Annotated in this window: 13 protein-coding genes; 6 read left to right on the forward strand and 7 right to left on the reverse strand. The window is 73.1% G+C overall.

What is annotated here, in order from left to right:
* Positions 1 to 309: 309 nt before the first annotated feature.
* Positions 310 to 951, reverse strand: a complete 642-nt coding sequence (locus IF43_RS0121385; protein WP_030203038.1) for a DNA-3-methyladenine glycosylase — start codon at positions 949 to 951, stop codon at positions 310 to 312.
* A 107-nt stretch (positions 952 to 1,058) separates the two neighbouring features.
* On the opposite strand from IF43_RS0121385, the gene IF43_RS0121390 reads away from it, so the two are divergent.
* From IF43_RS0121390 to IF43_RS0121400, 3 genes are all read left to right on the forward strand, one after another.
* Positions 1,059 to 1,841, forward strand: a complete 783-nt coding sequence (locus IF43_RS0121390) for a sporulation protein (protein ID WP_030203040.1) — start codon at positions 1,059 to 1,061, stop codon at positions 1,839 to 1,841.
* A gap of 120 nt (positions 1,842 to 1,961) precedes the next feature.
* A complete protein-coding gene (locus tag IF43_RS0121395; RefSeq protein ID WP_030203042.1) occupies positions 1,962 to 2,495 on the forward strand; it encodes a YbhB/YbcL family Raf kinase inhibitor-like protein in 534 nt (177 codons plus the stop codon).
* Positions 2,496 to 2,665: 170 nt separating this feature from the next.
* Positions 2,666 to 3,169: an HNH endonuclease gene (locus IF43_RS0121400; RefSeq protein WP_030203044.1), complete on the forward strand. Its 504-nt coding sequence runs from the start codon at positions 2,666 to 2,668 to the stop codon at positions 3,167 to 3,169.
* A 141-nt stretch (positions 3,170 to 3,310) separates the two neighbouring features.
* Here the strand turns inward: IF43_RS0121400 and IF43_RS0121405 are convergent, their stop codons facing one another.
* The 4 genes from IF43_RS0121405 to IF43_RS0121420 form a co-directional block, all read right to left on the reverse strand.
* A complete protein-coding gene (locus IF43_RS0121405) occupies positions 3,311 to 4,087 on the reverse strand; it encodes a sulfite exporter TauE/SafE family protein (RefSeq protein WP_030203046.1) in 777 nt (258 codons plus the stop codon).
* A gap of 176 nt (positions 4,088 to 4,263) precedes the next feature.
* Entirely contained in the window at positions 4,264 to 5,208 is a 945-nt protein-coding gene (locus tag IF43_RS42170; RefSeq protein ID WP_030203048.1) for an SPFH domain-containing protein, read from the reverse strand.
* Between the two features lie 142 nt (positions 5,209 to 5,350).
* Positions 5,351 to 5,779 carry an NfeD family protein gene (locus IF43_RS0121415; protein ID WP_030203051.1) on the reverse strand — a complete coding sequence of 143 codons (429 nt, stop codon included), beginning with the start codon at positions 5,777 to 5,779 and terminating at the stop codon, positions 5,351 to 5,353.
* A 97-nt stretch (positions 5,780 to 5,876) separates the two neighbouring features.
* Positions 5,877 to 6,671: an ABC transporter ATP-binding protein gene (locus IF43_RS0121420; protein WP_030203054.1), complete on the reverse strand. Its 795-nt coding sequence runs from the start codon at positions 6,669 to 6,671 to the stop codon at positions 5,877 to 5,879.
* A 194-nt stretch (positions 6,672 to 6,865) separates the two neighbouring features.
* Between IF43_RS0121420 and IF43_RS0121425 the strand changes: the two genes are divergently transcribed.
* Positions 6,866 to 7,654, forward strand: coding sequence for a hypothetical protein (locus IF43_RS0121425; RefSeq protein ID WP_030203061.1), 789 nt, complete (start codon positions 6,866 to 6,868; stop codon positions 7,652 to 7,654).
* Positions 7,655 to 7,755: 101 nt separating this feature from the next.
* Here the strand turns inward: IF43_RS0121425 and IF43_RS0121430 are convergent, their stop codons facing one another.
* Positions 7,756 to 8,412: a response regulator transcription factor gene (locus IF43_RS0121430; protein WP_030203064.1), complete on the reverse strand. Its 657-nt coding sequence runs from the start codon at positions 8,410 to 8,412 to the stop codon at positions 7,756 to 7,758.
* Positions 8,405 to 9,619, reverse strand: a complete 1,215-nt coding sequence (locus tag IF43_RS0121435; protein WP_030203065.1) for a GAF domain-containing sensor histidine kinase — start codon at positions 9,617 to 9,619, stop codon at positions 8,405 to 8,407. The genes IF43_RS0121430 and IF43_RS0121435 overlap by 8 nt, the downstream gene beginning before the upstream one ends.
* A 186-nt stretch (positions 9,620 to 9,805) precedes the next feature.
* Between IF43_RS0121435 and IF43_RS0121440 the strand changes: the two genes are divergently transcribed.
* Together IF43_RS0121440 and IF43_RS0121445 are read left to right on the forward strand one after the other, a co-directional pair.
* A complete protein-coding gene (locus tag IF43_RS0121440) occupies positions 9,806 to 10,534 on the forward strand; it encodes an SDR family oxidoreductase (protein ID WP_037889432.1) in 729 nt (242 codons plus the stop codon).
* Positions 10,535 to 10,545: 11 nt separating this feature from the next.
* On the forward strand, positions 10,546 to 11,826 hold the full coding sequence (locus IF43_RS0121445; protein ID WP_063753379.1) for an S-adenosylmethionine:tRNA ribosyltransferase-isomerase: 1,281 nt from the start codon (positions 10,546 to 10,548) through the stop codon (positions 11,824 to 11,826).
* Positions 11,827 to 12,015: the final 189 nt, after the last annotated feature.

The following is a 12,015-nucleotide window of genomic DNA, read 5'->3' on the forward strand; positions in this document are numbered from 1 at the left end:
CGCTTCCTTCGTTTCCGACTCTATCAGATCTTTTCTCGACCCGATTTCCTCGGCGCTTTCCGGTTCCGGCCCGTTTCCCTCTCGGGGGGCTTTTCCCTTTCGGCGTTCACTACGCTAGCGGATTTTCCGCCCGACTCATAATCGAGCCGGCAGCGGGAATTCGGGCACGCCGAATAGACCCCGCCAGGGTGAATCGTAGGTAGTGGTTGGCCGCTCCGGGCTGCCCGGCCCCGGCCCCCGATGGGGTCGGACCAAAAGCAGTACCGTCTCAAGCGGCTCGGGCTACGTTAATAGCCTTGACAACCCGAGTCAAGTCGATCTGCGGCGCGGCGCGTGGGCCCGGTACGGGCTCACGGTGGGCTCGTGCGCGAGCCAGAACCGGTAGGGATGGTGGGCGCCGGCGCCGCCCACTCCGGTGCGGGGACCGCTGAGCACCAGCTCGGGATCGGTGGGCGTGCCGGTGAGGACGGTCAGCGGGTCGTCCGGTCCCCCGCACAGGTCGGTGCCGTCCAGGACCCGGGTGACGTCGAGGGCCGTGGCCAGGCGGGCCGGCCCTTTGGCCAGTTCCTTGTCGTTACGGGCCGAAAGTCGACGTTTACGAGCGAGCTCGGCGCCCTCGGTGATCTCCCCCGCGCGGATCAGCACACCGCTGGCCGTGCCCTCCGGGCCGCACACGAGGTTCAGGCTGAACCACATGCCGTAGATGAAGTAGACGTACGCGTGTCCGGGCGGTCCGAACATGGAGGCGTTCCGGGGGGTGCGTCCGCGGTAGGCGTGGGAGCCCGGGTCGAGCCGGCCCTCGTACGCCTCCACCTCGGTGATGCGCAGCTCGATCGTTCCCTCGTCCGTGCGGCGCACCAGCGTGCGGCCGAGGAGATCGGGGGCGACGGAGAGGACCGGCCGATCGTAGAAGGAACGGGACAAAGGCGTACGGTCGGTGCGTGCGCTCATCCGTCCGAGCGTAGTGGACTGCCTGCTGGTGGAACCAAGGGCCTAGGGTTCCGCGTTTGTAGGGGTCAGTCCCGCGGTCCCGCAGACGTATAGAGGAGATATCAGGCATGGGGTTCAAGAAGCTGCTCGCGGCCATGGGTGCCGGCGGTGCGTCGGTGGAGACCGTCCTGTCCGAGGTGAACGTCGTCCCCGGCGGTGTGGTCCAGGGTGAGGTCCGCATCCAGGGCGGCAGCGTGCCGCAGCAGATCGAGGGCCTGTCGGTGGGCCTGCAGGCCAAGGTCGAGGTCGAGAGCGGCGACCAGGAGTACAAGCAGGACATCGAGTTCACCAAGGTGCGCCTGGGCGGTGCCTTCGAGGTGCAGGCCGGTGCCGTGCACGTGGTGCCGTTCGGTCTGGAGATCCCCTGGGAGACCCCGGTCACGCACTTCGCGGGCCAGCACCTGCACGGCATGCACATCGGTGTGACGACGGAGCTGGAGATCGCGCGCGCCGTGGACGCGGGCGACCTGGACCCGATCAACGTGCACCCGCTGCCGGCGCAGCAGGCGATCCTCGACGCCTTCGGCCAGCTGGGCTTCCGCTTCCGCAGCGCGGACATGGAGCGCGGGCACATCCGCGGCACCCGCCAGCAGCTGCCCTTCTACCAGGAGATCGAGTTCCTGCCGCCGCAGCAGTACCACGGTCTGAACCAGGTCGAGCTGACCTTCATCGCGGACGGCCGCGAGATGGACGTCGTCCTCGAGATGGACAAGAAGCCGGGCCTCTTCAGCGAGGGCAGCGACACCTACCGGTCGTTCACGGTCGGTCTGCACGACTACCAGAACACCAACTGGGCGGCCTACCTGAACGAGTGGATCGCGTCGGTCGGTTCGAAGCGCAACTGGTTCTGACCGGTCCGCTCGTGCAGCCTGGTGCAGCCTGGTCCTGACAGGGCCAGGCTGCACGCCGTTCGGGCGGGTCAGAATCGGCTCGCACGTCGCACGAGATCGCGCTTTTCAGGAGGTTCCGTAGTGTCCGAGCTCAAGAGGCCGTCGCTGCCGCACGATTTCCACCCGGAGGTCCCGTCGTTCACCGTGGTGAGCGGTGACCTGGAGGCGGGTGCGGACCTCGGGCCGCAGCTGGTGCTCGCGGAGGGCAACGTCTCGCCGCACCTGCGCTGGCAGGGCGCCCCCGAGGGGACGAAGAGCTACGCGGTCACGTGTTTCGACCCGGACGCGCCCACCGGCAGCGGCTTCTGGCACTGGGTGCTCTTCGACATCCCGGCCTCGGTCACCGAGCTGCCGACGGGTGCCGGCACCGGGAAGTTCGAGGGGCTGCCCGTGGGTGCCGTGCACGCGCGCAACGACTACGGGACGAAGGACTTCGGCGGTGCGGCGCCGCCGGCCGGCGAGCGGCACCGGTACGTGTTCACGGTGTACGCGGTGGACCAGGAGAAGCTGGGCCCCGACTCGGACGCCTCCCCCGCGGTCGTCGGTTTCAACCTGCGCTTCCACACCCTGGGGCGGGCGCAGCTGATGGGTGAGTACGAGGCGCCCGCGGAGTAACGCGTGCGGTGCGGCGGGCCGATCGTTCGCCGTCCGTTTGCCCGGTCCTGGTCTAAAGGCGACCAGGACCGGGCATTTTTATTGCGTTGTCCCGCCGGACACACCCGGCCAGAGTGGTTCGTGGCCTTGGGCGCCGTGGGGTGCGGGCCTGCACACGGGAGGTGGGCGAGATGCGGGACACGCTGGTACTGAACGCGAGCTTCGAGCCGCTGTCGACGGTGACGCTGAACCGAGCGGTGGTCCTCGTGCTGCAGGACAAGGCCGTCGTCGAGCAGTCCCATCCCGAACTGCGGGTGCGTGCCCAGGCGGTGGAGCTGCCGGTGCCCCGGGTGATCAGGCTCTGCCGGTACGTGCGGGTGCCGTTCCGAAGACATGCCCCGTGGTCGCGGCGGGGTGTGCTGGTACGGGACCGGCACCGGTGCGCGTACTGCGGCCGGAAGGCGACGACGGTGGACCACGTGGTCCCGAAGGCGCAGGGTGGTGGGGACACCTGGTTGAACACGGTGGCCTCGTGCGCGGAGGACAACCACCGCAAGGCGGACCGGACTCCGGAGCAGGCGGGCATGCCGCTGCTGCGCGGGCCGTTCGTGCCGTCGCCCACCGACGCGATGCTGTTCGGGCTGGGGACGGCGGAGCGGGAGGCGCTGCCGGACTGGCTGGCGCCCTCGGCGTAGCGGCTCCCCGTTCCCGCGTACCGCGTACGGCGCCGTGGACGGCGGCCGCGTTCCCCGTGGCCGGCGGTCCCGGGCGCCCCCGTGCCGACGGCCCGCTCCCTGCCGGGGGCGGGCCGTCGGCGTGTGCGGGGCGGGGTCGTGTCAACGCAGGACGAGTTGGACGATCGCGACGGTGCCGACGACGACGATGAGCGCGCGCAGGGCGGTCGGGGGCAGGCGGCGGCCGACCTTGGCGCCGATCTGGCCGCCGATGGTGGAGCCGACGGCGATGAGCAGGACGGCGGTCCAGTCGAATGCGGCGACGAAGAGGAACACCACGGCGGCGATGCCGTTCACGAGCGCGGCGATCACGTTCTTGACGGCGTTGATGCGCTGGAGGTCCTCGCGCAGGAGCAGGCCCATCAGGGCGAGGTAGAGCACGCCCTGGGCGGCGCCGAAGTAGCCGCCGTAGGCGCTGGCGAGCGTCATCCCGGTGAGGAGGGCAGGTCCGCCGTCGGGGTGGGCCGGTTCGGCGCCGGCGGCCTCCTGGCGGCGGCGCAGGGCGGCGGCGAGGCGGGGCTGGAGGACGACGAGGACGAGGGCGAGCCCGATGAGGACGGGCACGATCGTGTCGAAGGACTCGGACGGCAGGGTGAGGAGCGCGATGGCGCCGGCCGCGCCGCCGACGAGCGAGACGGAGCCGAGGCGGAGGATCCGGGCGCGCTGGCCCTTGAGCTCGTGGCGGTAGCCGATGGCGCCGCTGATCGAACCGGGTACCAGGCCCAGGGTGTTGGAGACGTTGGCGGTGACCGGTGGCAGGCCGGTGGCGAGGAGCACCGGGAAGGTGATCAGGGTGCCCGAGCCGACGATGGTGTTGATGGTGCCGGCGCCGATGCCGGCGGCGAAGACCGCCAGTGATTCCCAGATGGACAAGGCCATCCCCTTCACATGAGGTTGTCGCCTCCCCGCCGTGGAGGTCGGGGGGCCGTCGCCGATCATGCACGAAGGGGGCGGTCGGGTACACGTGCGCACGAACGCCCGGCCCCTGGTGCGGGGCCGGGCGCGGGTTCGTGCGTGCGGGGCGCGGGTGCGTGCGTGCGGGTGCGCCCGGGGAGTCAGTCGAGGGGCGGCTGTTCGCGGCGCGGGGCGCCGATGTCCTTGCGGGGGGCGCTCGGAGTACCGCCCATGGCACCGAAGTTGCCGAGGGCCCCGCTGAGGCCCTTGAGCGCGTCTCCGATCTCGCTGGGCACGATCCAGAGCTTGTTGGCGTCGCCCTCGGCGATCTTCGGGAGCATCTGGAGGTACTGGTACGAGAGGAGCTTCTGGTCGGGGTCGCCGGCGTGGATGGACTCGAAGACGGTGCGGATGGCCTGGGCCTCGCCCTCGGCCTTGAGGGCGGCGGCCTTGGCCTCACCCTCGGCGCGCAGGATGGCGGACTGCTTCTCGCCCTCGGCCTTGAGGATCTCGGACTGCCGGACACCCTCGGCCTGGAGGATCGCGGCGCGCTTGTCGCGGTCGGCGCGCATCTGCTTCTCCATCGAGTCCTGGATGGAGGTGGGCGGCTCGATGGCCTTCAGCTCCACGCGGTTGACGCGGATGCCCCACTTGCCGGTGGCCTCGTCGAGGACGCCGCGCAGGGCCGCGTTGATCTCCTCGCGGGAGGTGAGGGTGCGCTCCAGGTCCATGCCGCCGATGATGTTGCGGAGGGTGGTGACGGTGAGCTGCTCGATGGCCTGGATGTAGCTGGCGACCTCGTACGTCGCGGCGCGGGCGTCGGTCACCTGGTAGTAGATGACCGTGTCGATGTTGACCACCAGGTTGTCCTGGGTGATGACCGGCTGCGGCGGGAAGGGGACGACCTGCTCGCGGAGGTCGATCCGGTTGCGGATCGAGTCGATGAACGGGACGACGATGTTGAGGCCCGCGTTGAGGGTGCGGGTGTAGCGGCCGAAGCGCTCGACGATGGCGGCGCTGGCCTGCGGGATGACCTGGATCGTCTTGACCAGGGCGATGAAGACCAGCACCACCAGGATGATCAGGACGATGATGATCGGTTGCATACGGCTCCCCGTACCCCTTCTGACTGCCTGTCCGGCCGCTGTGCTGCTCTGATTGACTGATGGTCAGTCTCCCAGACGCGCGGTCCAGGGGACGCGGGGTTGGCAGATCACGCCCGGTAGGGGTGATGGCCGCCGGCGGATCTCAGATGACCACGGCGGTGGCACCGTCGATCTCCACGACGTCGACCTGCCGTCCGGCTTCGAAGACGCTCTCCTCGTCGAGGGTGCGCGCGGACCAGACTTCGCCGGCGAGTTTGATGCGGCCGCCGTGGGCGTCGACGCGTTCGAGGACCGTGGCGGTACGGCCCCGCAACGCGTCCACGCCGCTGGCGAACTGGGGCCGCTGGGAGCGGTGCCGGTTGGCGATCGGCCGGACGACGGCGATGAGCGCGACCGACACGACGGCGAACACCAGGACCTGGCCGGTGACGTGGACGCCGAGGGCGGCCGTGCCGGAGGCGGCGAGCGCGCCGACCGCGAACATGCCGAATTCGGGCATCGCGGTCAGGACGAGGGGGATGCCCAGTCCGACCGCGCCGATGAGCCACCACACCCACGCGTCGATGTCCACGGGGTCATGGTAGGTCGGGGGGCGCGGTCCGGACAGGGGACGTCGGGTACTGCGGCGCCGGTGGTGGAGGCGTGGCCGGCCGGCCGCGTGGACGTCGTCAGCGCAGGGGCAGTCCCTGGGCGGTCCAGCGGTCGCCGTCGGTGCGTTCGACGACGAGCGGGAGGCCGAAGCAGAGGGAGAGGTTGCGCGAGGTCAGTTCGAGGTCGATCGGGCCGGCGGCGACGACCTTGCCCTGGCGGACCATGAGGACGTGCGTGAAGCCGGGCGCGATCTCCTCGACGTGGTGGGTGACCATGACCATGGAGGGGGCGAGCGGGTCGCGGGCGAGGCGGCCGAGGCGGCGTACGAGGTCCTCGCGGCCGCCGAGGTCGAGGCCGGCGGCGGGCTCGTCGAGGAGGAGCAGCTCGGGGTCGGTCATCAGGGCGCGGGCGATCAGGGTGCGCTTGCGCTCGCCCTCGGACAGGGTGCCGAACTTCCGGTCGAGGTAGTCGGACATGCCGAGGCGGTCGAGGAAGGCGCGGGCGCGCTGCTCGTCGATGTCCTCGTAGTCCTCCTGCCAGGTGGCGGTCATGCCGTAGGCGGCGGTGAGGACGGTCTGCAGGACGGTCTGGCGCTTGGGCAGCTTGTCGGCGAGCGCGATGCCGGCGATGCCGATGCGCGGGCGCAGCTCGAAGACGTCGACCTTGCCGAGGGTGCTGCCGAGGATGCTGGCCGCGCCCTTGGTGGGGAAGAGGTAGCTGGAGGCGACGTTGAGGAGGGTGGTCTTGCCGGCGCCGTTCGGGCCGAGGATCACCCAGCGCTCCCCCTCCTTGACCGACCAGGAGACCTGGTCCACCAGAGCCCGGCCCTCGCGGACCACGGATACGTCCACCAGCTCCAGTACATCGCTCATGAGCGCGTTGTCTCCCATTGCAGTCTTGGTTGTCCCAGCCGCCGCCTGTCGGCGCAGCCCCCAGGGAAAACCTACGCCACTCGGGGTGGGGTCCGAAGACGCGGGCCTTCGGTGGGCGGGTGGCGGGGGCCGGTGCGGGGGTGGGACGGGGCGGGGTGCGGGCGGCGGGCGGGTGCGGTCCGTAGGGTGGTCGCATGCTTTCGGAACCACGTTCAGGGCGGTTGGTCGCCTGGGGGAACGCACTGTTGGGCGGGTTTGTGTCGCCGGACGACGCCGCGGTGGCGGTGGTCGGCGGGGATGCGGTGCACCGGGTGGAGGGGTTGCCCGGGGAGTCGGGGCCGGTGGGGCTCACGCTGGGACTGGGGCGGCTGCGGGCGCTGGGGGCGACCGGGCTGCGGGTGGCGCTGCCGGCGCCGGGGCATCCGCTGGGGCTGAGCGGGCCGCCGGAGTTCAACGCGCGGGCGTTGGAGGCGGAGGAGGCCGTGGTCGCGGTCGGGGCGGCGGTGGGGCTCGTGCCGGAGGTGTACGAGGCCGGGCCCGCGGGCGACGTGCACGTGGAGGTGGTGTGGCACTGCCTGCCGGTGCGGGAGGCGCCGCCGGCGGACGTGCCGTCGCTGGGTGAGGCGGAGCGGGAGCTCGCGGAGGCCCTGCGGGAGGCCACGGAGGTGCTGACGCGGCTGGACGTGGCGGCCTCGGGGCCGGTGGCGGCGGCCGCGCTGGGCGCGTACCGGGCGCGGGCCGAGGCGGGCCGCGAGGTGCTGGCGCCGGGGTATCCGGGGCGGGCGGTGCGGGTGCTGGAGCTGGCGCAGCGGATCGCGCTGATGATGGAGCTGGCGACCGGCTCCGGGCACGGGGGCGCGGTGGCGGCGTCGGAGATGGCGGCCCGGGCGGAGGCGCTGCGGCCGGTGGAGCGGGTCGCGCGGCGGGCGCAGGTGGCGGCGTACAACGCGTACGTGGAGGAGCAGGAGCGCAGGCGGGGGTGAACGCGCGGCCCCGCTCTCCCGGGTGGGGGCGGGGCCGCGGCACGTCGGGGTCGGCCGGTGGTGCCGGAGTGTGCCGGGGACGTCCGCGGCGGGCGGCCGGGTCAGGCCTCGGTGAGGCCGTGGCGTACGGCCCACAGTGCGGCCTGCGTGCGGTCGGCCAGGTCGAGCTTCATCAGGATGTTCGACACGTGGGTCTTGACGGTCTTCTCCGACAGCACGAGGGCGCGGGCGATCTCGCGGTTGGAGCGGCCGTCGGCGATCAGGCCGAGCACCTCGCGCTCGCGCTCGGTCAGCGCGCCGCCGCGGCTGGTGGAGGGGGCCTCGTCCTGGGCGAGCAGGACCCCCGCCACCTCGGGCTGGAGCAGGACGTGGCCGGCGTGCACGGAGCGGATGGCGCCGGCCAGGGCGTCGGGGTCGATGTCCTTGTACACGTAGCCGGCGGCGCCGGCGCGCAGCGCGGGGACCACGGTGCGCTGCTCGGTGAAGCTGGTGACGATCAGGACCCGGGCGGGGTTGCCGCGCTCGCGCAGCCGGCGCAGGGCGTCGATGCCGTCGGTCCCGGGCATCTTGATGTCCATCAGGACCACGTCGGGGCGCAGCTCCTCGGCGCGGGCCACGCCCTCCTCGCCGTCGCCGGCCTCGCCGACGACCTCGATGTCGTCCTGGACCTCCAGGAAGGTGCGCAGGCCGCGGCGGACGACCTGGTGGTCGTCGACGAGCAGGACGCGGATCTTGGGGCGGGGGGCCGGTTCAGCCACCGGGGACCTCCATCTCGATCGTGGTGCCCTTACCGGGCGCGGAGTGCACGGTGAGGGTGCCGCCGACGCCGGCGGCCCGGTCGCGCATCGAGACCAGGCCGAGGTGGCGGCCGGCGCCGCGGACGGCCGTGGGGTCGAAGCCGCGGCCGTCGTCGGTGACGCGGAGCAGGGCGCCCTGGCCGCGGCGGGCCAGGGTGACCTCGACGTGGTCGGCGCCGGAGTGGCGCAGGGCGTTGTGGAGGGCCTCCTGGGAGACCCTCAGCAGCGCTTCCTCCTGGGCGGCGGGCAGGGCGCGCACCCCGTCGCAGGCGAAGGTGGTGCGGGCGGTGTGGGCGCGGTCGAGGACCTGGACGTGGGTGCGCAGGGTGGCGACGAGCCCGTCCTCGTCGAGGCCGGCCGGCCGCAGCTCGACGACGGCGGCGCGCAGCTCGTCGGCGGCCTCGGCGGCCAGGGCGGCGACCTGCTGGAGCTCGTCCCTGGCGCGGGCCGGGTCGCGGTCGACGAGGGCGGCGGCGGCCTGGGCGGTCAGGCGCAGGGAGAACAGCTTCTGGCTGACGGCGTCGTGCAGCTCGTGGGCCAGCCGGGAGCGCTCCTCGGCGATGGTGAGTTCGCGGCTGCGCTCGTAGAGGCGTGCGTTGGTCAGGGCGATGGCGGCGTGCTGGGCCAGGATGCCGAGCACCGCCTCGTCGTCGGCCGTGAAGCCACAGCCACCCTTCTCCCCTTTGTCTTTGTTGTTCCTGTTTTTCCCATTGCCCCCTTCACCTGATCTGCCCTGCTTCGCGCAGTCGAGGCCGCGGCGCTTGTTGGCGAGGAAGAGCGCGCCGATGATCTCGTCGCCGTCGCGGACGGGCAGGCCGAGGAAGTCGGACATCTCGGGGTGGGCGGCGGGCCAGCCGCCGAAGCGCGGGTCCGCGCGCACGTCCGCCAGCCGCTGCGGGGTGGCCTCGTGCAGCATCGCGGCGAGGATGCCGTGCTGGCGCGGCAGGGGGCCGATGGCCCGCCACTGCGCGTCGCTGACGCCGTCGACGACGAACTGGGCGAAGCCGCCGTGGTCGTCGGGGACGCCGAGGGCCGCGTACTCGGCGTCGAGCAGTTCGCGGGCCGAGGCGACGATCGTCTTGAGGACGTCGCGGACCTCCAGGTGGCGGCTCATGGCGAGCAGCGCGTCGCTGACGGCGGCCAGGCCGGTGCACGGTCCTTGGGTCATGGGCTCACCGTACCCGCGGCCCCCGGGGGGCGGATCGGGCCTGCGACCGGGGGGTGCAGGTCCCCGGGCCTAGGCCGAAGGGACCCGGTCGGGTGGGGCCCGGGGCCGAGGCGCGCGGCGCGGGGCCGTACCTACGTTGGGGCCGTCGGGATACGGATCACGGGACACCGTTGAGGAGTGGTCGGGATGTCGGTGGCGATCGTGACGGGGGCCTCGCGGGGACTCGGCCGGGCACTGGCCCGGGAGCTGGCGGGGCGGGGCTGGGACCTGGTGCTGGACGCGCGGGGCGCGGGGCCTCTGAAGGAGGCGGCCGCGGAGCTGGGCGTGCTCGGGGTACGGGTGGTGGCGGTGCCGGGGGACGTCACGGCAGAGGGGCACCGGGCGGCCCTGGTGGCGGCCGCCCGGGAGCTGGGCGGGCTGGACCTGGTGGTGAACAACGCGGGCGTGCTCGGCGCCGAGCCGGTGCCGCCGCTGGCCGTCCACCCGTTGGCAGGGCTGCGGCTGGCGCTGGAGGTGAACGTGGTGGCGCCGCTCGGGCTGGTCCAGGCGGCGCTGCCCCTGCTGCGGGCGTCGGCCGCGGGGGCGGTGCTGAACATCAGCTCGGACGCGGCGGTGGTGGCGTACCGGGGCTGGGGCGGGTACGGCGCCTCGAAGGCGGCGCTCGACCAGCTGTCGGCGGTACTGGCGGTGGAGGAGCCGGGGCTGCGGGTGTGGTGGGCGGACCCCGGGTCGATGCGGACCCGGATGCTGGCCGCGGCCGAGCCGGAGGAGGACCTGACGGGGACGCCCGAGCCGGCGGAGGTGGCGGCGGTGCTGCTGCGGCTGCTGGAGGAGGGCCGGCCGAGCGGCCGGTACACGGCGGCGGGTCTGGCGGGGGCCGTGGGCGCGGCGGCCGGGCCGGAGGGAGGTCGGTGACCGTGCTCGGGGTGCTCCCGATACCAGCGGTGCCCGAGGAGCTGTCCGCCCGGGTGCCGGCGGAGCAGCGCGGGCCGGGGCTGGGGCGGGACGCGGTGCGGCTGCTCGTCTCCCGCGGCACGGAGGTCTCGCACCACCGCTTCGACGCGCTGCCGGAGCTGCTGCGGGCCGGGGACGTGCTCGTGGTCAACACCTCCCGCACGCTGCCGGCGGCCGTGGACGGGACGCTCGGCGGGGACCCGGTGGTCGTCCACTTCTCGACGCGGGGGGACGACGGACGGTGGGCGGTGGAGCTGCGCGCGCCCGACGGGGCGGGGACGACCCGGCCGCGGCCGGGCGGACCGGCCGGCGCGGAGGTGCGCCTGCCGGCCGGGGCCCGGCTCGTGCTGGAGGAGCCGCTGGCGCCCGGGGCGGACCGGCTGTGGTGGGCGCGGGCGGCGGGGACGTGGCCGGGGGCGCCGGACGGGCGAGGGGGCGCGGACGCGGGAGCGGGCGCGGACGGGAGAGGAGGCGCAGGCGCGTGGGGGGACGCGGGCGCGGGCGGCGGACGGTACGGGAGCGGCGCCGGGGGCGCAGAAGTACAAGACGGCGGGGCCGCGGGGGCGTACAACAGCGGAACGGGGGCAGGAGTGCCGGTCACGGGGGTGCCGGCACTCCTCGACCGGTACGGGCGCCCCATCCGCTACCGCTACACCGAGCGGGACCAGCCGCTGTCGGCGTACCAGACGGTCTTCGCGCTGCCGGTCGCCGACGGGGCGGGCAGCGCGGAGATGCCGAGCGCGGCCCGTCCCTTCACGGCGGAACTGGTGGCCCGACTGGTGAGCCGGGGCGTGCAGGTCGCGCCGCTGGTGCTGCACACGGGGGTGGCCTCGGCGGAGGCGCACGAGCCGCCGTACCCGGAGCGCTTCGCGGTGCCGGGCGCGACGGCCCGGCTGGTGAACGCGGCGCGGGCCGGCGGCGGCCGGGTGATCCCGGTGGGGACGACGGCGGTGCGGGCGCTGGAGTCGGCGGCCGGACCGGACGGGGTCGCGCGGCCGGCGGAGGGATGGACGGACCTGGTGGTCACGCCGGAGCGCGGGGTGCGGGTGGTGGACGGGCTGCTGACGGGGCTCCACGAGCCGGCGGCCTCGCACCTGCTGATGCTGGAGGCGGTCGCGGGCCGGGCGGCCGTCGTGCGTGGCTACACCGAGGCGCTGGACCGCCTCTATCTCTGGCACGAGTTCGGGGACGTCCATCTGCTACTCAAGAAGGAGGAACGTTACAGCGCGCATTGCTCCCGCAACGGATGGTGAGGCTGTAACGTGCCCGATGTGAGCCCGCGCATAGGACGCACATCACTTACGAACTTCCCTAGTGGAGAGATAAGAGCGCTGTCAGTGCTGCTCTGAGCAGTCCAAGCGGCCAAAAATCCGGACAAGCCAGGGCGCCTGATCCACTAAGCGGGATCGTACGTCACACCTTTGCCACAGGATTTTGCCGCC

The sequence above is a fragment of the Streptomyces sp. NRRL S-87 genome (genome assembly GCF_000719335.1).
GTDB lineage: Bacteria > Actinomycetota > Actinomycetes > Streptomycetales > Streptomycetaceae > Streptomyces.

Coding starts and splice junctions, on each gene's coding strand:
- IF43_RS0121405 (WP_030203046.1), bottom strand. CDS start 4,087: ATGGCCTTGTCCATCTGGGAATCACTGGCGGTCTTCGCCGCCGGCATC.
- IF43_RS0121425 (WP_030203061.1), top strand. CDS start 6,866: ATGCTTTCGGAACCACGTTCAGGGCGGTTGGTCGCCTGGGGGAACGCA.
- IF43_RS0121390 (WP_030203040.1), top strand. CDS start 1,059: ATGGGGTTCAAGAAGCTGCTCGCGGCCATGGGTGCCGGCGGTGCGTCG.
- IF43_RS0121385 (WP_030203038.1), bottom strand. CDS start 951: ATGAGCGCACGCACCGACCGTACGCCTTTGTCCCGTTCCTTCTACGAT.
- IF43_RS0121400 (WP_030203044.1), top strand. CDS start 2,666: ATGCGGGACACGCTGGTACTGAACGCGAGCTTCGAGCCGCTGTCGACG.
- IF43_RS42170 (WP_030203048.1), bottom strand. CDS start 5,208: ATGCAACCGATCATCATCGTCCTGATCATCCTGGTGGTGCTGGTCTTC.
- IF43_RS0121440 (WP_037889432.1), top strand. CDS start 9,806: ATGTCGGTGGCGATCGTGACGGGGGCCTCGCGGGGACTCGGCCGGGCA.
- IF43_RS0121435 (WP_030203065.1), bottom strand. CDS start 9,619: ATGACCCAAGGACCGTGCACCGGCCTGGCCGCCGTCAGCGACGCGCTG.
- IF43_RS0121420 (WP_030203054.1), bottom strand. CDS start 6,671: ATGAGCGATGTACTGGAGCTGGTGGACGTATCCGTGGTCCGCGAGGGC.